We start from the raw sequence: 23,994 nt of genomic DNA on the forward strand, positions 1-23,994 counted from the left end.
CTATTTCATCGCCTCGATCAGCTTCTTGACCTCCTGGCTGCGGCCGCGCGGCAGGACGAGCACGTCCTTGCCGTTGGAGACGACGATCAGGTCGGTGACGCCGACCAGGGCTATGCGCACGCCATCGGCCTGGACCAGGCAATTCTCGGTCTCGATTGCGACCACGTCGCCCTTCAAGCAATTGCCCGCTTCGTCGCCCACGCTCAATTCGTGCAACGCGTCCCAGCTGCCGAGGTCGCTCCAGCCCATGCTGACCGGCACCACCGCGACGCGCGGCGCCTTTTCCATCACCGCATAATCGATCGAATCCGATGGCGAAGCGGCGAAGGCCTGTGCGTCGGGATGGACGCGCGCGCCTTCGTGCTTCGCGTTGAGCATAGCCTGCTGTGCGGCATGCAGGATTTCGGGCCCATGCACCGCGAGCGCGCCCAGGAACGCGTCGGCGCGGAACAGGAAGATGCCGCCGTTCCAGACATGGTCGCCCGCCGCCAGCATCGCCTCGGCGCGGTCGCGCGGGGGCTTTTCGACGAATCGCGCCACCTTGTGCACGCGCGGCGCCACCGCCTCGCCGACATGGATCCAGCCGTAGCCGGTTTCGGGGGCGTGCGGATCGATCCCGAACGTGACCAGCCACCCCTGGTCGACCATCGCACGTGCGGCATGGATCGCGGCGTGGAAGGCATCGGTATCGGCGATGACATGGTCCGACGGCATCACCAGCAATGCCGCGTCGCCGCTGCCCGCCGCGAGCGCGGCGAGGGCGATCGCCGGAGCCGTATTGCGCGCCACCGGCTCGAGGATCAGCGCCTGGGCCGGGGTGCCGACCGCTTTGAGCTGCGCTTCGATCTCTTCGGCATGGCGCTGGTTGGCGACCACGATCGGCGGGGCGAAATGGTCGCCACAGGCGCGCCGTGCGGTCAACTGGAGCATGGTTTCGTCGGCGGTCAGCGCAAGCAATTGCTTGGGTGTTTCCGGCGTCGACATCGGCCACAAGCGCGTGCCCGATCCGCCCGAGAGGATGACAGGGATGATCGACGTCGCCTCGGGCATTCAAAAATCCTTTGCTGGTTGATGGTAATCTAGGGCCTTCCCCCGATTTCCCCAACTCACAGAAAGCCGCCGGTTTCCGCGGCGTTCAGTCTTTCTTTGTCAATTTCTGCGACATCGCCTGAAACCGTGTCGGAAAATCTTACACCCGACGATCGAACTAGGGTGCGGACCAAGGCCGAAAAGGCAGGCGAAGACGATGATCAGGCTGTTCAAGCACTATGTGCCGCATGCCGTTTTGTTCCTGGGGCTTCTCGACGTCGCGCTGCTGATCGCGGCGGCGGAGATCGCCTATTCGATCCGCCTCCACCAACTCGGCAGCATCGTCGAACCGATCGTCGACCGCCTGCCGCAGCTTTTCACCTTTGCCGTCTCGCTCGAAACCGCAATGATCGCGGTCGGCGTCTATGGCGCCGACGCACTGCAATCGCTGCGCCGGGCGATCGCACGCATCCTGGTCGCGATCTCGCTCGGCATCATCTTCCTGTCGGTTCTGTTCTTCCTCTCGCCGGCAATCACGTTCTGGCGATCGAACCTGTTCTACGCGATGGGGATTTCGGCGGTATCGCTGATCGCGATCCGTATCCTGCTCGGCAAGATGCTGGGCAGCCATGTGTTCAAACGCCGCGTCGTCGTGCTCGGCGCCGGCCCGCGTGCCGCGCGGTTGAAGGCGTTGCAGCAACAACCCGGCTCGGCATTCGTCGTGGTCGGCTATGTGTCGATGAGCGAAGCCAATCGCGTGATCCCGGAAGCGATCGCGCGCGATGCGATCTACAACCTCGCCGACCATGTCGTATTGCTCAACGCGAGCGAAGTGGTGCTGGCGCTCGAGGAGCGGCGCAACGCGCTGCCGCTCAAGGACCTGCTCAGGATCAAGACCACCGGGGTGCATGTCAACGACATCTCGACCTTCCTCGAACGCGAAACCGGCCGCGTCGACCTGCAGAGCGTCAATCCCAGCTGGCTGATCTTCTCCGACGGATTCTCGTCGGGGCGGATGCTGTCGGGCGTGTTCAAGCGGCTGTTCGACATTACCGCCAGCCTGATCCTGCTCGTGCTCGCGGGTCCCATCATCCTGCTCACCGCGATGGCGGTGAAGCTCGAGAGCAAGGGCCCGGCTTTCTACCGCCAGCGCCGCGTCGGCCTCTATGGCGTCGGGTTCGACTGCCTCAAGCTGCGCTCGATGCGCCAGGATGCGGAGGTCGCTGGCCAGGCGGTCTGGGCCGAGAAGGACGATCCGCGCATCACCCGAGTCGGCCGCTTCATCCGCAAGGTGCGGATCGACGAGCTGCCGCAATGCTGGTCGGTGCTGAAGGGCGAGATGAGCTTTGTCGGCCCGCGTCCCGAACGCCCACAATTCGTCGAGGATCTCGAGCAGCAGCTGCCTTATTATGCGGAACGCCACATGGTGAAACCCGGCATTACCGGCTGGGCGCAGATCAATTATCCCTATGGCGCGTCGATCGAGGACAGCCGGCAAAAGCTTGAATATGATCTCTATTACGCCAAGAATTATTCTCCCTTTCTCGACCTGTTGATCCTGCTCCAGACGATCCGCGTCGTTTTGTGGCCGGAAGGGGCGCGCTGAGGCGATGACGCCGACCGTCATCCTGTGGAGCCACGCGCTCGCGGCTTTGCTGTTCGCGGGGCTCGCCCTGTCGCAGTTGCGCGACCGAGCGGTCAGCGTGCCGCGTACCGCGTTCGTCGCGGCGCTGGGCATGACCGCGCTGTGGACGCTCGCGGTCGCCGGGATCGGCGGCCAGGACTTGACGACACAGATCACCGAGAGCCTGCGCAATATCGCCTGGCTGGCGTTCATGCTCGCGGTATTGCGGCGCGACCCGGCGGCGCGGCAGGCGCGCGCGGTTACGATGATCTACAGCGTGGTCGGACTGGTCGCGGTTGTCGGCATCGCGCTCAGCCTCGCCCAATCGACCGTGGCCGGCGATCTGGTCCAGGGTATCGCGGCGGTTCGTATCCTGTTGCGCATGATGGTCGCGCTGGGATCGCTGGTGCTGGTCCACCATCTCTATTCGGTAGTCGCGCCCGGCGCGCGCGACGGCATTCGTCTGGCGGTGGTCGCACTTGCGGCGATGTGGCTCGCGGACCTGTCGGTATATACCGCCACCTATCTCAGCGGCGGTTGGCCGCAGGAACTGACCGCGGGACGCGGACTGGTGATGATCGCGATCGTGCCCGTGCTCGCGATCGCGGTGCATCGCAACGGCGACTGGACGCTTAACGTGTCGCGCACGGTGACGTGGCAATCGCTCTCCCTGGTCGCGTTGATCGCCTATGCCGTCGTCACCGTGCTTGCGATCAGCGCGATCGAAGCATTTGGCGGCAGCTATGCGCGATTGGGGCAGACCGCGTTCGTGTTCGGCTCGGCTGCCGCCTTGCTCACGTTACTGTCTTCGCCGGCGATCAAGGCGTGGCTGCGGGTGATGGTCGCCAAGCATCTGTTCCATCACCGCTATGATTATCGCGCGGAATGGACGCGCTTCACGGAGACGCTGGGCACGCCGGGGGAGGGCGCCGCCCCGCTCGAGGAACGTATCGTCAAGGCGGTCGCCGACGTTACCGATTCCCCGGCCGGACTGTTGCTGGTCGCCGGCGACGGCGATCTCGGCCTTGGCGCGGCATGGAATTGGGACGGGCCGACCCCGGTTGCGGTTTCGGGTGAGCCGCTGGCGGAATTCCTCGCGCGGGGCGACCGGATCATCGAACTCGACACGCTCCGCGCCGGCCAGGCCGCGCCGGCCGAACTCGCGGCGGTGCCGCAATGGATGCTCGACGCGCCCGCTGCCTGGGCGATCGTGCCCCTGGTCCATCTCAACCAGCTGATCGGCGCGATCCTGCTCGCGCGGCCGCCGATCGATCGTTCGCTCGACTGGGAGGATTTCGACTTGCTCCGGATCGCGGGGCGCCAGGTGGCCAGCTATCTCGCCGAGGCGCGCGCGCACGAGGCGCTGGCCGATGCGCGCCGCTTCGACGAGTTCAACCGCCGCTTCGCCTTCATCATGCACGACGTGAAAAATCTGGTCAGCCAGCTCACGTTGGTTGCCAGAAATGCGGAGCGGCATGCCGACAATCCCGAGTTCCGCGCCGACATGATCGCGACCTTGAAGGATTCGGTCGGCCGCATGAACGACCTGCTGGCACGCTTGTCGCAGCACAATTCGGGCCGCGTCGAAGAGCCGGTGGCGGTCGAGCTGATGCCGATCGTCGAGCGCGTCACGCGCCGCCGCGGCACCAGCCACCCGATCGCGGTCACCGGCAAGCGCGATGCGGTCGCCGTCGCGGATCCGGCACGGCTCGAACAGGCGCTCGGGCATCTGATCCAGAATGCGATCGAGGCAAGCAGGCCGGGCGAACCGGTCGGAATCGTGGTCGGCGCCGCGACCATCGCGATCGTCGACAAGGGTGCGGGGATGAGCGCGAGCTTTGTCCGCGACCGGCTGTTCCGGCCGTTCGTCTCGACCAAGGACGGCGGCTTCGGCATCGGCGCGTTCGAAGCGCGGCAGGTGGTCCAGGCTATGGGGGGGCGGCTCGACGTGGTCAGCCGCGAAGGCGAGGGCACGCGCTTCACGATCGTGCTTCGCGAGGCGCTCGCGCCGGTCAAGATGGAGCGGGCGGCATGAACACCGGGTCACGACCGAAATTGCTGATTATCGAGGACGATGCCGGGCTGCAGCGGCAGTTGCGTTGGGCCTATGACGATTACGAGGTGATCGTAGCGGGTGACCGCCGCGAGGCGATCGATGCGGTGCGCGCCGAGGAACCGGCGGTGGTGACGCTCGATCTGGGCCTGCCGCCCGATCCCGACGGCGTCAGCGAGGGCTTCGCGACGCTCGCCGAGATCCTGCGGTTGAAACCCGATACCAAGGTCATCGTCGCCTCGGGCCACGGCGCGCGTGAAAGCGCACTGCGCGCGATCGCCGAGGGCGCGTGGGACTTCTATCACAAGCCGATCGATATCGACGCCTTGGGCCTGATCGTCGCGCGCGCTTTCCATGTCCATGCGCTCGAAGAAGAGAATCGCCGCCTTGCAACCGCACCCCGCGAGGCGCTGGGCGGCCTGATCACCGCAGCGCCGGAAATGCTCAAGGTCACGGGGATGATCGAGCGCGTTGCCAGCGCGGACGTCTCGGTGATGCTGCTGGGGGCGAGCGGCACCGGCAAGGAAGTGCTGGCGCGCGGTCTGCACGAAAAGTCCGGGCGCAAGGGCCAGTTCGTCGCGATCAATTGCGCGGCGATTCCCGAGACATTGCTCGAAAGCGAATTGTTCGGGCACGAGAAGGGTGCGTTCACCGGCGCGGTCAAGACCACCGAAGGCAAGATCGAACTCGCCGATGGTGGGACCTTGTTCCTCGACGAAATCGGCGATGTGCCGCTGCCGCTCCAGGTCAAGTTGCTGCGCTTCCTGCAGGAGCGGGTGATCGAGCGCGTCGGCGGGCGCAAGGCGATCGCGGTCGATACCCGCATCGTCTGCGCCACTCACCAGGATGTCGATGCGATGGTCGCCGGCGGGGCGTTCCGCGAAGACCTCTATTACCGCCTGGCGGAGATCGTCGTGCGCATCCCCAGCCTGGCCCAGCGCACCGGCGATCCGGTACTGCTCGCCAAGCATTTCCTGCATCATTACGCCAAGACCATGAACCGGCCGGTCACCGGCCTGTCGCCCGACGCTCTGTCGGCGATCGACGCCTGGGGTTGGCCGGGCAATGTGCGCGAACTCGAAAACCGTATGAAGCGCGCGGTGATCATGGCCGATGGCAAGAGCGTGACCGCGATCGATCTCGATCTCGCCGAGCGCGACACGCCCGATCCGATCAACCTCAAGGCAGTGCGCGAAAGCGCCGACCGTAAGGCGATCCGCCATGCCTTGGCGCGTGCCGAGGGCAATATCTCGAACACTGCCAAGTTGCTCGGGATCAGCCGTCCGACACTCTACGATTTGCTCAAGAATTACGACCTCCATGCCTAGGACCGGGACCATGAAGACCATCGTCAAAGGCGCGCTGATCGGCGCGACCGCGATCGCCGCGGTTGTCGGCGTCACGGCGACGCTGACCGCGCCGGCCCAGGCCGACGCGACTGGCGCGCGCACCGAATTGGGCTATAGTCTGGCGTTGCTCCAGGCCGGCAATTTCAACGCCGCGCGGTCGCATGCCCAGGCAGCGGTCAAGCAGGACCCGCAATGGGGCGCCGCACATGCCGTGCTGGCACGCACTTTCCTCGCGCTGGGCGATGGCGTGGGCGCCGAGTCCGAGCTCGGCCGTGCCGCCGCCGCCGGTTTCGACATGCGCCGCGGTCATCAATTGCTGGCCGAGGCCTGGCTGTTGCAGGGCGACGCCAAGCGCGCGCTGGCCGAGGCGGCCAAGGCCGATCCGAGATTCGGCGGCTATGCCACGCGCGTCACGGCGCGCGCATTGGCGGCGCAGGGCAAAGCGGCCGAAGCGCAGGCGCTGTTCGGCGAGTTGCTCGACGGCAATCCCGCCAATTCCTACGCCTGGTCCGACCTCGCTCGCATCCGTTACAGCGCGGGCGACATCGCCGGCGCCTCGGGCAACGCACAAAAAGCGGTCGAGCTCGATCCCAACAATCTCGAGGCACTTACTCTGCGCGGCGAATTGGTGCGCGAGCAATATGGCCTCAATGCCGCCTTGCCGTGGTTCGAAGCGGCGTTGCAGCGCGATGCCTATTACCACCCGGCGCTGATCGAATATGCCGCCACGCTCGGCGATCTCGGTCGTTACACCGATATGCTCGGCGCCACGCGGCGCGCGCTCGCCGCGCGACCGGCGAGCCCGCAGGCCTTCTATCTCCAGGCGGTGCTCGCGGCGCGCGCCGAGAATTACGATCTCGCGCGCAGCCTGATGGAGCGGACCGGCGGACGGATCGATGACCTGCCCGGCGCGCTGCTGCTCAACGGCACGCTCGCCTACCAGGCCGGCGCCTATGAACAGGCGATCGGGGCCTGGCGCGAGCTCGTCGGGCGGCAGCCGATGAACATCACCGCGCGCCGGTTGCTCGGCGCAGCATTGCTGCGGTCGGGCGACGCCAAGGGCGCACTCGACGTGCTGCGTCCGGTGGCGATTCGCGGTGACGCCGACAGCTATACGTTGGGGCTGGTCGGTCGCGCGTTCGAGGCGACCGGCGAACGCGATTGGGCCGCCAAGTTCCTCGACCGGTCGGCCTGGCCGGTACGTGCCGGGGCGACTCCTTTCGGAACGGACGATAGCTTGGCGGTGTTGACAGGGGCGGCCGACAAGGATCCGACCAATCCGGTGCTCGCGGTCACGGTGATCCGCGGGCTGATCGATGCCGGCCAGAGCGACGCCGCCTTGGCCCGGGCGCGTGCGCTCGAGGCAGCGACGCCGGGCGCGCCGGCGGCGCATCTGCTGGTCGGCGACACGCTGATGACGATGGGCCGATATGGCGATGCCGCCGATGCCTATCGCAAGGCCGCCGATATCAAGTTCGACGAGCCGACCATGTTGCGCACCGTCGACGCGCTCGATCAGGCGGGGCGCCGGCCCGAGGCGACCGGCGTGTTGGCGCTGTTCCTGACCCAACATCCCGAAAGCGTACCCGCTCTGCGCCTCGCCGCGCATTGGCAGATCGCGTCGGGCGACTGGGATGGGGCGATCGATACGCTCGAGGATTTGCGCGCACGCGTCGGCTCACGCGATTCTGGCCTGCTCTCTGAACTCGCTTATGCCAATGTGGGGGCGGACAATATCGATGACGCCGTCTCCTACGGCACGGCGGCCTATGACATCGCGCCGATGAGCCCGGCGGCTACCGACGCTTATGGCTGGGCGCTGTACGCGGCGGGCGAGAATGAGAAGGCGATCGATCTGTTCGAGAAAGCCGTGTCGCTCGCGCCGAAGCAAAGCGGTATCCGCTGGCATTTGGCCCAAGCCTATGCCGATAGCGGCCGCAATGCCGAAGCAAAGGCCGCCATCGCTGCGTTGCTCGGCGATCCCGGCTTTACCGATCGCGCACCGGCGCAGGCCTTGCTCAAGACACTGGGCTGAGAGTGCCGGGCCGTGTAACGCGGGCGGCATGACCGACCCGCTCGACCGTATCGCCGCCGCGCTCGAACGCATCGCGCCGGCCGTGCCGGCTGATGCCGACCCGCTTGTCCACCCCGCCTATATCTGGCGCGACGGCCGACTGGCCGCCGCGCGCAAGTTCGACCCGCTGCCGCTCGACCTGCTGTTGGGGATCGATGCGCAGAAGGCCGCTTTGGTCGAGGATTTCGGCCGGCTGGCGGACGGGTTCGCCGCGCAGGACGTATTGTTGTGGGGCGCGCGCGGGACCGGCAAGTCGGCGCTGGTCAAGAGCGCGGTGTCGGCGGTCCAGGCCGAGGGCCGCAAGCTAGCGCTGGTCGAGGTAGCGGCGATGGACGGGCTGCGGGCGCTGTTCGACCGGATCGACGGACTGCCGCGCGCGTTCGTCCTGTTCCTCGACGATCTCGGTTTCGATGCCGGCGGTGACGCCCGGGCGCTGCGCTCGCTGCTCCAGGGCGGCGCGGAAGCGCGGCCGGCCAATGCCCGGCTGGTGGTGACCGCCAATCGCCGCCATCTGGTGCCGCGCGACATCGCCGAACAGGAAAGCGCGATCAATCCGCGCGACAGCGTCGACGACCATCTCGCGCTTGCCGACCGATTCGGGCTCAGTCTGGGATTCCATGTCATGGATCAGGCGGGATATCTGGCGATCGTCCGCGCTTATGCCGACCGCTTCGGTTTATCGTTCGATCCCGACGAGGCAGTCGGCTGGTCGACCCGCCGCGGCGGACGGTCCGGACGCGTAGCCTGGCATTATATCACTGATTTGGCTGGACGATCGGGCAAGCGGCTGCCTTTCTAAGCCGATAAGGATCATTTTCAGGCCGGTTCGGCTTGACTTGGGGGGCGGTAACGATGCCCAGTCGATACATGGCCAGGATCGGCGAACTCGATCTGCCCGACCGGTTGTTCCCGGCGGTGCCGCGCTGGGCGACCCAGTGCGGTGTGGCATTATTGTGCGTCGGCGCGGCGGGGCTGTTGCGGTTCGGGATCAACGTTGTGGCACCGGGAGCCGCGGTGTTCGCCCTGGTCTATCCCGCCGTGATGATCGCGACGTTGTTCGCGCGCTGGCAATCGGGCCTGCTGACCGCCGTGATCTCGATCGGATATGCGTTCTTCGCAATCTATTTGCCGTCCCCGACGACGACCGAGAGCGGTCCCTATTGGACGCTGTTTGCAATCGTCGTCGCGGCGGCGCTGACCATTGCGCTCGCCGAAACCTTCCGCCGCGCGGTGTACCGCGCGACTACCGAGCGCGATCGCGAAATCGCCGACCGCGACCTGATGCTCAGCGAATTCGAACATCGCGTGAAGAACAATTTTCAGATCGTCGCGAGCATCCTCGATATCCAGCGCCGCCGCGTCAAGGATCCGGCCGCCAGTGAAGCCCTGACGTCGGCGTTGATGCGCGTCGACAGCATCGCACGTGCGCATCGCCATCTTTATCGCGATGGTCAGGGGAGCGAGGTCAATGTCAGCGACTATCTGAGGGACCTTTGCAACACGCTGTCGGATGCCTTGCTGCTTCGCGGAGGCATCACGCTGACCTGCGATGCCGACACTGCGCATATCCCGCGTGACCATGCGGTATCCATCGGCCTGGTGGTCAACGAACTCGTCACCAACGCCGCCAAACATGCGTTTGCCGACCGTGAGACGGGAACGATCAGCGTCTCCTGGAAGCATCTGCCCGAAGGCGGATGGCGGCTGACCGTAGCCGATGACGGCGTCGGACTTCCACCCGGGTCGCGCGCGAAGAGCAAGGATGGCGGACTTGGTCAAAAATTGATCGAAGCGTTTGCCAAGCAAGCGGGTGGCACATTGACCACGGCAAGCGATGCCAACGGCTTGCGCGTGACGATGGATGTGCCCGACTGAAACTTCGCGACTGCGGCGCGTTGTGTCGGGCATGGAACGACTGTGGTTCATTACCAATCCGCATTCCGGTTCGTCCGACGCGGAAAAGGCCGAGGCGATCGAAGCGGCTTGTACCGAACGTGGGCTGAACTTTGTCGGGCGAACCGATTTCCCCGATCAGACGCTGCCGACGATCGCCGATCTCGACCGTGCCGGAGCGGACACCGTCGTCCTGTTCGCTGGGGATGGGACGATCAACGCGGCCTCGTGCGCGCTGGCGGCATGGGATGGCGGCCTCCTGATCCTGCCTGGTGGCACGATGAACATGCTCGCCAAGATGCTGCACGGCGACGCCGATCCGGCGGCGATCGTGCACGCGGCGCATGAACATGGGCAGCGCGCCACGCTTCCTTATGTCGAAGCGGGTAAGCACCGCGCGCTAGTCGGGACGATCGTCGGGCCCGCGGCGAGCTGGTATCGTGCCCGCGAGCATGTGCGCGAGGGCAGCTTCGGCAAAATCTGGCCAGCGATCCGCGCGGCGTGGCGGCGAACATTCGGGCGCGGCGTCCATTTGACCGGCGCGGCCGGTTTCCCGTCCCGCGTCCAGGCCGCCTATATTCGGGCACAGGACGATCATCTGCAGATCGCCGCGGTCGACGCCCGCGATGCCCGCGCGATCGCCGATCTCGGCTGGAATTGGGTGACCGGGGATTGGCTCGCGGCCCAGGCGGTGACTGAAGTCCGTACCGGCCGGGTGCGCGTGGCCGAGCGCCGCCCGGTACTGGCATTGTTCGACGGCGAGCCCCAGATGCTCGATCCGGGAACGACCATCACGGTCGGGCGTAGCAGGCCGCAGTTCATCACCACTGCGAAAGAGCAAGCATGACGAGGCTGTTCCACGTCAGCGACGTGCATTTCGGACGCGAGGACAAGGCGGCCGTCGCGTGGTTCGACGCGCTGGTCGCGGCGGAAAGACCCGATGCGGTGGTGATGACCGGTGACCTGACCATGCGCGCGCGGCGTCACGAATTCGACGCTGGCCTTGCTTGGCTGCGATCGCTCGATCGGCCGGTCACGGTCGAGGTCGGCAATCACGATCTGCCCTATTTCAACCCCCTTGCTCGGATCTTCACGCCATATCGCCGGGTCCGCGAGATCGAGCGCATGATCGAAAAGCCGCTCGAACTACCGGGCGTCGCGATCGTCCCGCTCAAGACCACGGCGCGCGCGCAATTCCGACTCAATTGGGCCTCAGGTCATGTCAGCCGGCATGCGCTCGATCAGGCGCTGGCGTTGGTGGAGGCAGTGCCCAAGGAAAAATTGGTGTTCGTCGCTTGTCACCATCCCCTCATCGAGCCGCATAAGCGACTGTCGAAGCAGACGCATCGCGGCGCCGAAGCGCTGGAGGCGCTCATGAGGGCAGGAGCGAATGCGGTCCTGACCGGGCACGTCCATGATGCTTTCGATGTCGAGCATCGCGATGGCGATGCGGTGGTGCGGATGATCGGCGCCGGTACCCTTTCGGAACGCACGCGATCAACTCCGCCGTCGTTCAACGAGATCCGTATCGAGGATGGCGCGTTCGAAGTCGTCTGCCGGACGATGACGCCGCAGCCCGACGAGATTTTGCCCGTGGAGGAACCGGAGGCGGCGTAAACTCCCGTACGACAGAAAGCCCTCTCCCGCTCGCGGGAGAGGGTTGGGTTAGGGTCTTCTTTCTTCTTCCAGGCGGTGATTTCCCAAAAGAAGAAAGAAGACCCTCACCCTCCCACCGCCTTTGGCGGCAGGCCCCTCCCTCTCCCGCAGGCGGGAGAGGGGAGAGGGAGGCTCGCAGCCGATATTCCCTCACTTACCGCGCCCATAACCACCGGTAGGACTTGAGCCGCTCGCAATCCCGGCTAGGCTCGCCGCCCATGCGTCATGCTTTAGCCCTGCTGCTCGCCGCCCCGCTGATGATCAGCGCCGGTCCCGCCTCCTACGAAACCCGCGTCGCCAACGTCCTGGCGAAGACGCCGCTGATCGACGGGCATAACGACTGGGCGGAGACGCTGGCCGACAAGGCAGGCGATGCGCGCTGGACGATGGACCTGACGCGGCTCGATCCAGCCAAGTACAATACCGACATCACACGGCTGCGCGCGGGGCACGTCGGCGGGCAATTCTGGTCGGTCTATGTCTCGGCCAATCTGCCGGGGCCCGAACAGGTCAAGGAAACGCTCGACCAGATCGGGTTGATGAAGGAGATTTTCCGCCGCTATCCAGCCGTCTTCGCGCCGGCAGTCACCGCGGCCGACGTGCGGCGCATCCACGCCTCGGGCCGGATCGCGTCGATGCTCGGGGTCGAAGGCGGCGGCCAGATCGACGGCAGCTTCTCGGTGCTGCGCGCCTATCGCGCACTGGGCGCATCCTATCTGACGCTGACCCACACCAAGACGATCGAATGGGCGGACTCGGCCACCGACAATCCGCAGCATGGCGGCCTGACCAAATTCGGCGAGGCGGTGGTGCACGAGCTCAACCGGCTGGGCATGCTGGTCGATCTCAGCCATGTGAGCGAGGACACGATGATCGATGCGCTGCGCGTGTCGAAGGCACCGGTGATCTTTTCGCACAGCTCGGCGCGCGCGCTCGACGATCATCCGCGCGACGTGTCGGACAAGGTGCTCAAGCTGCTTGCCCAGAATGGCGGCGTGATCATGGTCAATTACGCGCCGAGCTACGTGTCGGAAGAGCGGCGGCAATGGGAGGCCGCACGCAACGCCGAAAGGGCGCGCTACAATTCACCGCCTTATGGCGGCCTCTATATCGGTCAGCCCGATCGCGCGAAGGCGGCGATGGAGGAATGGGAAAAGGCACATCCGCGTCCGCCCGTGACGCTCGCCATGGTCGCCGACCATATCGACCATGTCGTCAAGGTCGCCGGTATCGACCATGTCGGGATCGGATCGGATTTCGACGGCGTGGAGAGCCTGCCCGACGGGCTGGACAGCGTCGCCACCTATCCGGCGCTGCTCGCCGAGCTGATGCGCCGCGGCTGGACCGACGAGATGATCGCCAAGCTCGCGGGCGGTAACGTCCTGCGGGTGATGGAAGGCGCCGAGCGCGTAGCCGCGTCGATGGCGAAGGAGCCGCCCGCCACCGCGACGATCAAGATGCTCGACGGCAAGTGACGGACGGCCTGCGGACGAGGATCGCGACCGACGCCGACATTCCCGCGATCGCGGCGTTGATGGAGCGCGCGATCGGCGCATTGCAGCGGGATTATCTGACGCCCGAACAGGTCGAGGCGAGCCGGTTGAGCATGGGGCTCGACACCCAGCTGATCGCCGATGGCACCTATGTCGTGGTCGAGGATGATGCGAGCAGGATCGTCGGCTGCGGCGGCTGGAGCTATCGCGCGACCCTGTACGGCGGCGATGCCGGTGCGGTCGCGCGCGACGCCGCAGTGCTCGATCCGGCCAAGGACCCGGCGCGGATCCGGGCGATGTACACCGACCCCGATTTCACTCGGCGCGGGATTGGCCGGATGGTGCTGGCGGCCAACGAGGCCGCCGCCCGCGCGGCTGGGTTCAAGCGGGCAGAATTGATGGGGACGCTCGCGGGCGAGCCGCTCTATCGCGCCTGCGGGTATGAGGCGATCGAGCGCGTCGACAGCATGGCGGATCGCGGCGTGCCGGTGCCGGGGGTCCGGATGGGCAAGGTATTGGCCTAGCCCGCTAACGCCCGCCGAGTGACGCTAGCGGCCGACAAATCCTCCCCATCGCAGATGGGGAGGGGAACCGCCGAAGGCGGTGGAGGGGCCGCAGCCGCGTAGCGGCGAGGATAGCGCAGGGCACTTCCCCTCCACCATTTTGCTGCGTAAAACGGTCCCCCTCCCCATGCATTCGCATAGGGAGGATTTGAGTTATGCAGCGGCTGGTAGCAGAATAGGAATTCTGAAGGACAGGTGGGCGACGGCTATGCCGCGTGCTCGCAGTACGAACACTTGCCCCGCACCTCGATCACCGGCCGCACCGGCGAGAAGCCTGCTGCCTCCGCCGCATGACGGACGTTATTCGCGATCTTGTCGTCGTCGATATGCGTGGTCTGGCCGCAGCTGTCGCAGACCAGGAAGATGCAATCGTGCAGGCAATCGGGATGCGCGTTGGCGATATAGGCGTTCGAGCTCTCCACCCGGCGCGCCAGATTGGCGCCGACGAACAGGTCGAGGATGCGATAGACGCTGTTGGCAGCGACGCGGCGCCCTTCCGCCTTCGACACCGCATCGGCGATGTCATAGGCGCTGGCCGGCTTGTCGAACTTGGCGAGCGCATCGAAGATGCTCGCGCGCATCGTCGTCCATTGCTCGCCGGATTTCTCCAGCGTCGCTTGCGCGACCTTGGTCAGCTCCGTCCCGGAAGCCTCATGATGGTCGTGATGATGATGCGCACCCATGAGCGTAAATCTAGGGATTGTGACGGGACAGGGCAATGGTCCAGCTGGACCCGCACCGGTTCGGCTTCAGTGTGTCGCGCGCCGGTTGAGATCGTGGCCGAGCGCCAGGATCGCGACGCCGATCAGCGTCCACAACGTCTCGCCGCCATTGCCATGCGGCAGTTGCATTGCGCCGGCCATCATGCCCAGCCCGAGCGATCCGGTGACCGCGGGCGCCATATAGCCATGTTCGAAAATACCGCGACCCAGCGCCAGCGCGCCCAGGATGATCGCGACGGTCAGCCCGATCTCATGGAAAGCGGGGTTGAGCAGCATGCCGCCGGCGGTCGAGGCAAGCGCCACGAGCACTGCGCTGGCGAAGCAATGCACCGCGCATAGCCCGGACAAACCCATCGCATAGCGATCGAGTTGGGGGATGCGGGCCAACCAGGAAAGGCGAATCGCGGGATGCATCGAGCGCCCATCTAGGCGCAACCGCGCGACGTTACAATATTACATCGGGAAAAATCGATTGTGTCGATATCGGCCGCCGACCAGCGGGCGCCGAAACCGGGGGAGCGATGGCTCCCCCGGGTGCATGCGGTTAGAAGGCAACGCCGATCGAGAAGACCACGCCGCTCTGCGAGATGTTCTTGCCCGACGGCGAGAACAGATCCTTGCTGGTGTCGACATAGCTGATGCCGGCGGTGAACTGCTTGTAGGTCGCCGTCATGCCGAGCGCCCAATCGGTATATTCCTTGCCGATCGACAGGTAGCTCGGGCCGAACGTGTGGCCAAGATGCCCGGTGAACGCTAGCGGCGTCTTCGGCACCGCTACCGACAGGTCGCCGGCGAGATAGAAATTGTCGTCCTTGTCGCGGCCCGGCAGACCCGACCAGATCGCCTTCTGCTTGGGAGCGTAATTGGCCGTGACTTTCAGCGTCGCCGGACCATAGGTATCGGCGACCGACAGATACGGCTCGACAAAGTCTGTGTTCACGCCCTTGATCGCGCCCGGATAGTAATAATAAAGCACGCCGCCATCGATCGTCACACCGTTCTTGAAAGTGTGCTTGTAGCCGAGGATCAGGTCGAGCTCCTGATGGCTCGTCGCGGCGACATAGTCGCTGATCGAACTGCCCCAGACCGATGCGTAGAGGCCGACCGACGTCGTCGCGGTAAGGCCGCCCTGCATCGCGAAATGCTTGTTGGTCTGCGAAATGCCACGGAAACGATAGTCCGAGACCAGCGTCGCCGATCCGCTGAACGTAACCGGCGGCGGGGGCGCGGTGTCGCCCTCGGCTGCCGCGGCGGGCACCGGGGCCGGATCGTCGACGGTCGCCACGGCGGCCGGGGTGCCGCTATCCGTCGCCGTTGATGCCGCGGGAACGGCCGCCGCATCGGGCGCCGGCGTGCTCGCGGGCAAGGGGTCCGCCAAGGCGGGAGTCGCAATGGCGAGCGCCAGCGCGCCAAGGCTGATGTGAGACAAGCGCATTATCTTCCTTTCGAAGCGAAAAGTGCGTTCGTCCCGCCTGCGGTGCCGGTCCAGCCTCTGTACCGGCGATTGCCGATCGGGCCGTTGAGCCGGTCACACGCAGATAGAGTGCAGACTTTCGCTGCGCTGCACAACACTAATCGACCTTAATCGTGCCCATAGGCGTAATGATGTTGCGGCGGAGCAACACTTTCCGGAGATCAATCGGATACGACCGTGCCGACAAGGTGTACGTCGCGGCGCGGATAGGGGAGGGTGATGCCATTGTCCCTGAACAGCACCCAGAGCCGGTTCAGCACGTCGGATCGGATACTGCCGACGCCGCTTTCGGGGTCATTGATCCACACGAGGATATCGTGCTCGATCCCGATCTCGCCGAACTTGCTGACCCAGACATTGGACTTGGGCATATCGAGCACGCGCGGGCTTTCCGCCGCCGCGCGCAGCATCAATTCCTGCGCGAGGGGCAGGTCGCAATCATAGGCGACCGTCACGGGGATCCGCACCCGCACGTTGCGATCGGTATAGGACCAATTCTCGACCGGCTTGGTCATCAGGTCTTCGTTCGGGATCAGATGCTCCTTGCCGTCGCGCGTGATGATGCTGACCGCGCGCACGCCGATCTTGTTGACCCAGCCGACATCCTTGTCGGCGACGACGATGACGTCGCCCGGCTTGATCGATCGATCGAGCAACAGGATGATGCCGGCAATGAGGTTGCCGACGGTCTTTTGCAGGCCGAATCCCACCGCCAGGCCGAGCGCACCGGAGAATACCGTCAGGCTGGTCAGGCTGATGTCGAGCAAGTCGATGCCGATGAAGAAAGCGAGCGTGACCGTCGCGATCCCGGCCAGTTTCTGCGCGAGCAATTTCTGGGTCGGGTCGAAGCTGCTGGTGCTGACGATGGCGTGACCGACCAGCCGGTTGACCAGCCGGATCGCGGCGAACAGGCATATCACTGTCACCAGCACGATGATCACCCGCAGCAACGAAAAGCGCCACGAACCGAGATCGAAGCCGACCGAATCGAGTGCGTTATTGATCGGCGCGAGGCCGCCGACCGAATGGCTGAAGATCGCGGCGAACAGCACGAGCCCGACGGTCCACGCCATCCAGCGCGCGAGGTTGAGGCCGCGCAGGATGTGTGCCGCCATCCGCGCGACTGCTGCACCCAGGAAGAAGCCGATCAGTCCGGCGGCGAGCGGCGGCCATTGCCCCGCCGCCTGGAGAATCGAGAGGAGCAAGGCTACGGCACCGTGTCGTACCACCGAGGGCACGCGGGGGCCGATCCCTTCGGCATGATGGCCGAGCTGGCGCTGCCACAGCGCCTCGATCGGCGGACCGAGCCAGCGGCCGGCCAATATGCCGAGCGCCAGCGCTACGACAATCAGCCCGACGACGATCAGGGTTTCGGTCGCCTCGCTACCGCGCGGGACGGCCAGTCCCTGCGCGTTCAACCAGGCCATCGCGTCGTTCATCCCCGCGCCGCGCGGAAGGCCGCGAACGCCTGATCGAGGTCGGCGATCAGGTCGGCCGGATCTTCCAGCCCGATATGGAGGCGGACCAGCGCGCCGCCATGATCGGGCACACCCAAAGCGCGCCTGGGATCGGCGGTGACCGCCAGGCTTTCGAAACCGCCCCAGCTGAAGCCGATGCCGAACAATCGCAGCGCGTCGATGAAGGCGGCGCGGCTGGCTTCATCGCCGTCCTTCAGCGCGAAGGCGAACAGCCCCGACGATCCCTTGAAATCGCGGACGAAGAATTCGTGCCCGGGGCAACTCGGCAAGGCGGGATGGAGCACGGTGACCACTTCCGGCCGTTGCTCGAGCCAGCGCGCGATTTCGAGCGCGCCCGCCTCGTGCTGCTTCAACCGCACCGCCATCGTGCGCAGCCCGCGCGATCCCAGCCAGCAATCGTCGGGACTGGCAACCTGACCTAATTGGTAGCTGAGATTGCGCAGCCGGGCGAAGTGGCCGGGAGCCGCGGTCACCGATCCCAGCATCACGTCGGAATGGCCGACGACATATTTGGTGCAGGCAAGCACCGTCAGGTCGATGCCTTTTTCGATCGCGGGAAAGAGCAAGGGGGTCGCCCAGGTATTATCGAGGATCGTGGCGACGCCCCGTGCCTTGGCCGCGGCAACGATCGCCGGGATATCCTGAACCTCGAAGGTCAGGCTGCCCGGGCTTTCGAGCAGGATCGCCTTGGTCCTGTCGGTGAACAGTTCGGCGATGCCGGCACCGATCAGCGGATCGTAATGCCGCGTCGTGATGCCCATCCTCTTGAGGAAGCCGGCGGCGAAACTGGTGGTCGGATCGTAAGCCGAGTCGACCAGCAGCAATTCGTCGCCCGGCTCGAGCACCGACAGCAACGCGGCCGTGACCGCGGCGACTCCCGAGCAATAGAGGAATGTATCCTCGGCACCGGGCTCCAGCTCGGTCAGCGCGTCAGCCAGCGCCCATTGCGTCGGTGTGCCGCGGCGCCCGTAATAGAGCCGGTGACGTGTATCGCCCCGTCCGGTCTCGCGCAGATGCTCGACCGAATCATAGAGGATCGTCGATGCACGCCACACCGGCGGATTGACGATCCCCTGCGTCCATTCCTTGCGCCTGCCCGCCGTCACCACGCGGGTAAGGGGCTTGTCGTTCTCGTTGCCGGCCATTGGGAAGTGCTAGGGGGCTGGGCCCGGTTCGACAAGCGGGCGGATGTTCCCCTCCCGCTCGCGGGAGGGGAGAATTGCCTATGCCGCGCCCATCGCCTTGGGGGTCGACATATCCGCGCCCCATTCGGACCAGCTGCCGTCATAGAGCGCGCCGTCATTTCCGAGCAGATGGGCGCCGAACAGCAACACCGCGGCGGTGATCCCCGAGCCGCAGGTCGTGACCAGCGGTTTCGACAGGTCGATCCCGGCGCTCTCGAATTCGGCGTTGAGCGCGTCACCGGTCTTCCACGTGCCGTCCTCGTTGAACAAGCGCGTGTACGGCAGGTTCTTGGAGCCCGGAATGTGGCCGGCATGCGTCGCCGGGCGCGGATCGGGTTCTTCGCCGGTGAAGCGCGGCCCCGACCGGGCATCGAGCACCTGCTCTGCGCCGCTGTCGACGTTAGCCTTCATCTGATCGAGCGTGCGGACCTGGCTGTCGTCGGCCCAAACGGTGAAATGGCGGTGCCGATGCTGGGGCTTGCCGCTTTCCACCGGGCGGCCCTCCGCCTGCCATTTGGCGAAGCCGCCATTGAGGATCGCGACATCGTGCGCGCCGAACACGCGCAGCATCCACCAGGCACGCGCCGAGGTGTGATAATGCGAATTGTCGTACAGCACGATGCGACTGCCGTCGCCAAGGCCGAGCGACTGCATGCGGCTGGCGAACTTCTCGGGCGGCGGCAGCATCGTCGGCAGCGGGCTGTTGAGATCGGCGATCTCGGCAATGTCGAAGAACACCGCGCCCGGGATGTGCGCCTTTTCGAAATTGGCCGCGGGATCGCCGTCCGGGCTGCCCGGCACCGAGCCGAAATAGGTCGCGTCGACCACGCGAAGGTCGTTCGCTCCCAATTCGTTGGCCAGCCATTCGGTGGTCACCAGCGCGTCCATGATTCGTCACTCCTCTACTCGTGGTCGATGCCAAAACGCCCGGGGAAGAAGGAACGGCGTTCCGATCCTAACGCGCACGGAAGGGGCCGTCGAGGAGGTTGAGGGTCGAGGGTGAATATTCTCCGTCGCAAGGAGGTTTGGCGCGAACAGACGCTTAGGCATCGCCCTGCCGGCCTTATGCGGGGTTCACGGCCTCTCACTGCCCTGGGGCGCGAGGAGCGGGCCGGCGGCACACGGCCGGGGTGACGGTTGAGGGCGGCGCACCTATATCCCCGGTCATGAACCCCAAACACCTTGGTCAGAACAGCTCGCTGCCGGCATCGCCCGAAGAGGCGGTGCTCGATTATGTCCCCAATCCGCGTCTGGGCCGGCCCTATCTGGTCCGCTTCACCGGGCCCGAATTCACCTCACTTTGCCCGGTGACCGGCCAGCCCGATTTCGCGCATCTGGTGATCGACTATGTGCCGGCGGAGACGATCGTCGAATCGAAGTCGCTCAAGCTGTTCCTGAGTTCGTTCCGCAACCATGCCGCCTTCCACGAGGATTGCACGGTCGGGATCGGCGAACGGCTGACGGCCGAGATGAAGCCGCAATGGCTCCGCATCGGCGGCTATTGGTATCCGCGCGGCGGGATCCCGATCGACGTATTCTGGCAATCGGGCCCGGCGCCCGACGGGCTATGGCTGCCCGATCAAGGCGTGCCGGGCTATCGCGGCCGTGGCTGACATGCCCGACCTTAACACAGGTCAGCGCGATTCCTTTGTTGCGTTGCAACAAATACGCAACCATATTTCTTTCAATCCGTTCAGGGAGGCATGAGTCGGGCGATAATGCCCGGAAATCACTTGTGAAAGGGCAGAAATGGCGTCCTCGCCTCTACCACCCCGGACCAAACACCTTGCGCTGATTGGCAATTTCCTGCCGCGGCAATGCGGCATTGCGACATATACGACCGATACGTATCTGGCGCTCCAGGACCGTTTTCCCGACATCAAGGTCGACGTCTATGCGATGGACGATCGTGCCGAAGGGTACGATTATCCGCCGGAAGTTACCGGATCGATCGCGCAGGAAGATCGCCTGGCCTATCTGACGACCGCGCGAACCATCGAAGCGAGCGGCGCTCAGGCCGTCTGGGTCCAGCATGAATATGGCATCTTCGGCGGGCCGGCGGGCGAGCATCTGCTCGCCTTGCTCGACCGGCTGACCATTCCCGTCATCGTGACACTGCACACGATCCTCGAAGACCCGAATGACGATCAGCGCCGGGTGATGAACGGCTTGCTCAAGCGTGCCGCCCGGGTTGTCGTCATGGCCGATATCGGCCGCGATATCCTTATACGCGTCTATGGCGCCGATCCGCGGATGATCATGATGATCCCGCACGGCGTGCCCGATCGTCCGCTGGTCGATCCCGACACCCTGAAGCCCCGATTCGGCTGGGAAGGGCGCAAGGTGCTGCTGACCTTCGGCCTGCTGGCGCCGAACAAGGGGATCGAGAGCGTGATCTCGGCAATGCCCGAAGTGGTCGCGGCCAATCCCGACGCGCTATACGTCGTCCTGGGCGCCACGCACCCCAATCTGGTCGCGCAACAGGGCGAGGCCTATCGCGACCGGCTGAAGGCGCTGGCCGCCGAAAAGGGCGTGGCCGACCATGTCCGCTTCATCGACGGCTTCCTCGAGCATGACGAGTTGCTCGATTATCTTCAGGCGACCGATCTCTACGTGACGCCTTACACCAACCCCGCACAGATCACGTCGGGGACGCTGTCTTACGCCATTGGTGTCGGCAAGGCGGTCGTGTCGACGCCGTACATTCACGCGACGGAGATCTTGGCCGACGGCCATGGCGTGATCGTCGATTTCGGTGATGTCGAGGGCTTCGCGCGCGAGATTTCGCGTTTGCTCCGCGACGACGCCGCGCGTGCCGAGCTGATGCGGCGCGCTTATGCCCGCGGCCGCACGATGATCTGGCCGCGCCTCGCCGAAGCTGGTCTGGTTGCGATCGACGCGATCGTCGCGGCGGCACCGCGGCGGATCAGGAGCACCAAGCCTTTGACTCCGCTCAAGCCCAGTATCGCCGCCGTCGAACGGATGAGCGACGCGACGGGCATGTTTCAGCACGCCGTCCTATCGGTGCCGGACTTTCGCCACGGCTATTGTATCGACGACAACGTCCGAGCGCTGATGCTGATGACCGCGATCGACGATCTCGACGAGGACGTGCGCGACAAATGGATGACGACCTACGCGGCGTTCGTCCAATATGCGTGGAATCCCGACAAGAAGCGTTTCCGCAACTTCATGAACTTCGATCGTACCTGGTGCGAAGACGCGGGATCGGAAGATTCGAACGGCCGTACGATCTGGGCGCTGGGCGTCACTGCCAAGCGCGCCACGCTTCCCAAGCATCGCGATTGGGCGGCACGCCTGTTCGACGAGACCGCGGGAATCGCGTTGGAGCTGACCAGCCCGCGAGCGCAAGCGTTCGCCATGCTCGGCGCCGCGGCGATGCTGAGCGCACATCCCGGCCACGAACGGTCGCGAACCATCCTGGAACGCTTTTCAGCCGATCTGGCCGATTTGCTCCAGGAAACGCGCCGGCCCGAATGGGAATGGTTCGAAATCGTGCTCGCCTACGACAATGCTCGCCTGCCCGAGGCCATGATTCGTGCCGGCGTAGCCCTCGAACGTCAGGAATTGATCGCGACGGGCTTGCGCACGCTCGACTGGATCGTGGGTCAGCAAACCAGCCCCGAAGGCCGGTTCCGCGCCGTCGGCACCGACAGTTTCGGGCGGCCCTATGAAGGACCGTTGCCGTTCGATCAGCAGCCGCTCGAAGCACAAGCTACGATCGATGCCTGCGCCGCGGCGTTCAAGGCGACTGGCGATCCGCGCTGGGTCGAGGAAGCAAACCGGGCGTATCGCTGGTATCTGGGTCAGAACGACCTCGATCTGCCGCTGGCGACGGTGCAGGATGGCGGCTGTTTCGACGGCCTGATGCCGGGCGGTTTGAACCGGAATCAGGGCGCAGAGTCGATTTTGGCGCTGCAATTGGCCTCTTGCGCGATTTCGGCACTTGGAAAAGCTGCCGGAACCGTGGCAGGGACGGGCCGCGCCGTCGCGTAGCAACGACACGCGGCGCCGCTTGGATCAGGGTTGCAAGCGGGATGGCCGTTGCTCGAAATATTTCATCACAGCCTTAGGCTGCACGCCGACCCGTCGCGAGTCGTCGTTCGTCCGTTCCATATCGGCTGGTCCCCCGTCGGCGGCGGGACCAGCCGGACCGATCGGCTGGTCCGGGCGGTTCTGGCGATGTCGGCTCAGGAGACGCGCGACGAACTTGAGGTCGTGCTGAAGGACTTCGAGGCGCGTCACTGGCAGACGCGCCGCGTGTTCATGACGCGCTATGACGAGATCGAGGATCTGCTCGGTCTCGACGGCCGCGACATTGGCGATGAGAAACGCCAGTTGATCGGCGCCTATTTCTGCCACGAATATTCCTACGCGGCGGCGGCGCTGATGAACCCCAGTGCGGTGCCGCATTTCGACCAGACCGGTATGCCCAAAGGGTCGATGCGCATCCTGATGTCGCTGCGCTCGGTGGGTGAAGGGCACATTTCCTCGGTAGCCTTTCGCGAAGGCATCATCACTACGGACAACCAGCTCAAGCTGGCCCCTGAACCGCCCTTCGCGACCGCGGCCGACGTCCATGGCAGCGATGAGGAGCATGTTCCCTCGGGCCCGGTCACGGTGCACCGGCATCGCGATTCGACTTTGTCTGGCACGGTCATCTTTCCGATCACGGACGCCCAGTCGAAAGGCCTGGAGGACCTCCGCCTGGTCCAGTTCCATCACGACGATGGCGAGATCGAATGGCTCGGCACCTACACCGCCTATAACGGCTCGCAGATCCAGTCGGAGCTGTTGCGCACGCGCGATTTCCGCGCCTTCGACCTGGTGCCGATGACCGGACCCGCGGCACGCAACAAGGGCATCGCCTTGTTCCCGCGCAAGGTCGGCGGCCGCTATCTCGCGATCGGGCGCCAGGACGGCGAGAATCTCTTCCTGCTCGATTCCGACCGGCTGACGCATTGGGAGGAAGGCGGACGCCTGCTCGAGCCGCATTATCCGTGGGAACTGGTCCAGATCGGCAATTGCGGCCCGCCGATCGAGCTCGACGAAGGCTGGCTGCTGCTGACCCATGGCGTTGGCGCGATGCGCAAATATTCGGTTGGCGCGGTGCTGCTCGACAAGGAGGACCCGTCAAAGGTGATCGGCCGTACGGCCGAGCCGATCCTGGCCGCTAAGGACCAGGACCGTGAGGGGTACGTGCCCAACGTCGTTTATTCGTGCGGCGCGATCCGCCATGGCGACAGCTTGTTCCTGCCATACGGCGTGGCCGATAGTTCGGTCGCGTTCGCCTTCGTGCCGATCAAGGCGCTCGTCGCGACGCTAGTCTGATCTCTCGCCTTACCTCCCCTCCCGCTTGCGGGAGGGGAATGGCCCGCCGA

General features: G+C 65.3%; 20 protein-coding genes. 13 read left to right on the forward strand and 7 right to left on the reverse strand.

Annotated elements, in window-relative coordinates; all coding sequences use genetic code 11:
* The gene (locus Q0L25_RS16700) at positions 1–1,050 is read right to left on the reverse strand and encodes a mannose-1-phosphate guanylyltransferase/mannose-6-phosphate isomerase (RefSeq protein WP_296616236.1); all 1,050 of its coding nucleotides are present in this window, start codon (positions 1,048–1,050) and stop codon (positions 1–3) included.
* A gap of 196 nt (positions 1,051–1,246) precedes the next feature.
* Between Q0L25_RS16700 and Q0L25_RS16705 the strand changes: the two genes are divergently transcribed.
* The 10 genes from Q0L25_RS16705 to Q0L25_RS16750 all read left to right on the forward strand — a co-directional run bounded on the left by Q0L25_RS16705 (position 1,247) and on the right by Q0L25_RS16750 (position 13,695).
* Positions 1,247–2,635, forward strand: a complete 1,389-nt coding sequence (locus tag Q0L25_RS16705; RefSeq protein ID WP_296616237.1) for a TIGR03013 family XrtA/PEP-CTERM system glycosyltransferase — start codon at positions 1,247–1,249, stop codon at positions 2,633–2,635.
* A gap of 4 nt (positions 2,636–2,639) precedes the next feature.
* A complete protein-coding gene (gene prsK / locus Q0L25_RS16710) occupies positions 2,640–4,688 on the forward strand; it encodes an XrtA/PEP-CTERM system histidine kinase PrsK (protein WP_296616239.1) in 2,049 nt (682 codons plus the stop codon).
* Positions 4,685–6,034 carry a PEP-CTERM-box response regulator transcription factor gene (gene prsR / locus Q0L25_RS16715; protein WP_296616241.1) on the forward strand — a complete coding sequence of 450 codons (1,350 nt, stop codon included), beginning with the start codon at positions 4,685–4,687 and terminating at the stop codon, positions 6,032–6,034. The genes prsK and prsR overlap by 4 nt, the downstream gene beginning before the upstream one ends.
* A gap of 10 nt (positions 6,035–6,044) precedes the next feature.
* Positions 6,045–8,090: a tetratricopeptide repeat protein gene (locus Q0L25_RS16720; protein WP_296616242.1), complete on the forward strand. Its 2,046-nt coding sequence runs from the start codon at positions 6,045–6,047 to the stop codon at positions 8,088–8,090.
* 28 nt (positions 8,091–8,118) lie between these two features.
* A complete protein-coding gene (locus Q0L25_RS16725) occupies positions 8,119–8,928 on the forward strand; it encodes a DUF815 domain-containing protein (protein WP_296616244.1) in 810 nt (269 codons plus the stop codon).
* A gap of 68 nt (positions 8,929–8,996) precedes the next feature.
* Positions 8,997–10,004, forward strand: a complete 1,008-nt coding sequence (locus tag Q0L25_RS16730; protein ID WP_296616246.1) for a histidine kinase dimerization/phosphoacceptor domain -containing protein — start codon at positions 8,997–8,999, stop codon at positions 10,002–10,004.
* Positions 10,005–10,035: 31 nt separating this feature from the next.
* Positions 10,036–10,869 (forward strand): diacylglycerol kinase family protein, encoded by an 834-nt coding sequence (locus tag Q0L25_RS16735; protein ID WP_296616248.1) that lies wholly within the window; start codon positions 10,036–10,038, stop codon positions 10,867–10,869.
* Positions 10,866–11,639, forward strand: a complete 774-nt coding sequence (locus tag Q0L25_RS16740) for a metallophosphoesterase (protein WP_296616250.1) — start codon at positions 10,866–10,868, stop codon at positions 11,637–11,639. Before Q0L25_RS16735 ends, Q0L25_RS16740 begins: the two co-directional genes overlap by 4 nt.
* Before the next feature lie 257 nt (positions 11,640–11,896).
* A complete protein-coding gene (locus Q0L25_RS16745) occupies positions 11,897–13,153 on the forward strand; it encodes a dipeptidase (protein WP_296616252.1) in 1,257 nt (418 codons plus the stop codon).
* Positions 13,154–13,212: 59 nt separating this feature from the next.
* Positions 13,213–13,695, forward strand: coding sequence for a GNAT family N-acetyltransferase (locus Q0L25_RS16750; RefSeq protein ID WP_296617789.1), 483 nt, complete (start codon positions 13,213–13,215; stop codon positions 13,693–13,695).
* A gap of 245 nt (positions 13,696–13,940) precedes the next feature.
* On the opposite strand, the gene Q0L25_RS16755 is transcribed toward Q0L25_RS16750, so the two are convergent.
* The 6 genes from Q0L25_RS16755 to sseA all read right to left on the reverse strand — a co-directional run bounded on the left by Q0L25_RS16755 (position 13,941) and on the right by sseA (position 19,480).
* On the reverse strand, positions 13,941–14,417 hold the full coding sequence (locus tag Q0L25_RS16755) for a Fur family transcriptional regulator (RefSeq protein ID WP_296616255.1): 477 nt from the start codon (positions 14,415–14,417) through the stop codon (positions 13,941–13,943).
* A 66-nt stretch (positions 14,418–14,483) separates the two neighbouring features.
* The gene (locus Q0L25_RS16760; protein ID WP_296616256.1) at positions 14,484–14,870 is read right to left on the reverse strand and encodes a MerC domain-containing protein; all 387 of its coding nucleotides are present in this window, start codon (positions 14,868–14,870) and stop codon (positions 14,484–14,486) included.
* Positions 14,871–15,000: 130 nt separating this feature from the next.
* Entirely contained in the window at positions 15,001–15,891 is an 891-nt protein-coding gene (locus tag Q0L25_RS16765; protein ID WP_296616258.1) for a TorF family putative porin, read from the reverse strand.
* A gap of 200 nt (positions 15,892–16,091) precedes the next feature.
* Positions 16,092–17,369, reverse strand: coding sequence for a mechanosensitive ion channel domain-containing protein (locus Q0L25_RS16770; RefSeq protein ID WP_296616260.1), 1,278 nt, complete (start codon positions 17,367–17,369; stop codon positions 16,092–16,094).
* Positions 17,366–18,553 carry a cystathionine beta-lyase gene (gene metC / locus Q0L25_RS16775; protein WP_296616262.1) on the reverse strand — a complete coding sequence of 396 codons (1,188 nt, stop codon included), beginning with the start codon at positions 18,551–18,553 and terminating at the stop codon, positions 17,366–17,368. Before metC ends, Q0L25_RS16770 begins: the two co-directional genes overlap by 4 nt.
* Before the next feature lie 78 nt (positions 18,554–18,631).
* Entirely contained in the window at positions 18,632–19,480 is an 849-nt protein-coding gene (sseA, locus tag Q0L25_RS16780; protein WP_296616263.1) for a 3-mercaptopyruvate sulfurtransferase, read from the reverse strand.
* A 278-nt stretch (positions 19,481–19,758) separates the two neighbouring features.
* Between sseA and queF the strand changes: the two genes are divergently transcribed.
* The 3 genes from queF to Q0L25_RS16795 all read left to right on the forward strand — a co-directional run bounded on the left by queF (position 19,759) and on the right by Q0L25_RS16795 (position 23,944).
* Positions 19,759–20,205 carry a preQ(1) synthase gene (gene queF, locus Q0L25_RS16785; protein ID WP_296616265.1) on the forward strand — a complete coding sequence of 149 codons (447 nt, stop codon included), beginning with the start codon at positions 19,759–19,761 and terminating at the stop codon, positions 20,203–20,205.
* A gap of 136 nt (positions 20,206–20,341) precedes the next feature.
* The gene (locus tag Q0L25_RS16790; protein ID WP_296616266.1) at positions 20,342–22,609 is read left to right on the forward strand and encodes a glycosyltransferase family 4 protein; all 2,268 of its coding nucleotides are present in this window, start codon (positions 20,342–20,344) and stop codon (positions 22,607–22,609) included.
* 48 nt (positions 22,610–22,657) lie between these two features.
* A complete protein-coding gene (locus Q0L25_RS16795) occupies positions 22,658–23,944 on the forward strand; it encodes a glycoside hydrolase family 130 protein (RefSeq protein WP_296616268.1) in 1,287 nt (428 codons plus the stop codon).
* Positions 23,945–23,994: the final 50 nt, after the last annotated feature.

Origin of the sequence: Sphingomonas sp. (genome assembly GCF_024508665.1) — a bacterium.
Classification (GTDB): Bacteria; Pseudomonadota; Alphaproteobacteria; order Sphingomonadales; family Sphingomonadaceae; genus Sphingomonas.

What these genes read in the sequence shown, in the direction of transcription:
- Q0L25_RS16700 (WP_296616236.1), bottom strand. Translation starts at nt 1,050, where the DNA reads ATGCCCGAGGCGACGTCGATCATCCCTGTCATCCTCTCGGGCGGATCG.
- Q0L25_RS16705 (WP_296616237.1), top strand. Translation starts at nt 1,247, where the DNA reads ATGATCAGGCTGTTCAAGCACTATGTGCCGCATGCCGTTTTGTTCCTG.
- prsK (WP_296616239.1), top strand. Translation starts at nt 2,640, where the DNA reads ATGACGCCGACCGTCATCCTGTGGAGCCACGCGCTCGCGGCTTTGCTG.
- prsR (WP_296616241.1), top strand. Translation starts at nt 4,685, where the DNA reads ATGAACACCGGGTCACGACCGAAATTGCTGATTATCGAGGACGATGCC.
- Q0L25_RS16720 (WP_296616242.1), top strand. Translation starts at nt 6,045, where the DNA reads ATGAAGACCATCGTCAAAGGCGCGCTGATCGGCGCGACCGCGATCGCC.
- Q0L25_RS16725 (WP_296616244.1), top strand. Translation starts at nt 8,119, where the DNA reads ATGACCGACCCGCTCGACCGTATCGCCGCCGCGCTCGAACGCATCGCG.
- Q0L25_RS16730 (WP_296616246.1), top strand. Translation starts at nt 8,997, where the DNA reads ATGGCCAGGATCGGCGAACTCGATCTGCCCGACCGGTTGTTCCCGGCG.
- Q0L25_RS16735 (WP_296616248.1), top strand. Translation starts at nt 10,036, where the DNA reads ATGGAACGACTGTGGTTCATTACCAATCCGCATTCCGGTTCGTCCGAC.
- Q0L25_RS16740 (WP_296616250.1), top strand. Translation starts at nt 10,866, where the DNA reads ATGACGAGGCTGTTCCACGTCAGCGACGTGCATTTCGGACGCGAGGAC.
- Q0L25_RS16745 (WP_296616252.1), top strand. Translation starts at nt 11,897, where the DNA reads ATGCGTCATGCTTTAGCCCTGCTGCTCGCCGCCCCGCTGATGATCAGC.
- Q0L25_RS16750 (WP_296617789.1), top strand. Translation starts at nt 13,213, where the DNA reads ATGGAGCGCGCGATCGGCGCATTGCAGCGGGATTATCTGACGCCCGAA.
- Q0L25_RS16755 (WP_296616255.1), bottom strand. Translation starts at nt 14,417, where the DNA reads ATGGGTGCGCATCATCATCACGACCATCATGAGGCTTCCGGGACGGAG.
- Q0L25_RS16760 (WP_296616256.1), bottom strand. Translation starts at nt 14,870, where the DNA reads ATGCATCCCGCGATTCGCCTTTCCTGGTTGGCCCGCATCCCCCAACTC.
- Q0L25_RS16765 (WP_296616258.1), bottom strand. Translation starts at nt 15,891, where the DNA reads ATGCGCTTGTCTCACATCAGCCTTGGCGCGCTGGCGCTCGCCATTGCG.
- Q0L25_RS16770 (WP_296616260.1), bottom strand. Translation starts at nt 17,369, where the DNA reads ATGAACGACGCGATGGCCTGGTTGAACGCGCAGGGACTGGCCGTCCCG.
- metC (WP_296616262.1), bottom strand. Translation starts at nt 18,553, where the DNA reads ATGGCCGGCAACGAGAACGACAAGCCCCTTACCCGCGTGGTGACGGCG.
- sseA (WP_296616263.1), bottom strand. Translation starts at nt 19,480, where the DNA reads ATGGACGCGCTGGTGACCACCGAATGGCTGGCCAACGAATTGGGAGCG.
- queF (WP_296616265.1), top strand. Translation starts at nt 19,759, where the DNA reads ATGAACCCCAAACACCTTGGTCAGAACAGCTCGCTGCCGGCATCGCCC.
- Q0L25_RS16790 (WP_296616266.1), top strand. Translation starts at nt 20,342, where the DNA reads ATGGCGTCCTCGCCTCTACCACCCCGGACCAAACACCTTGCGCTGATT.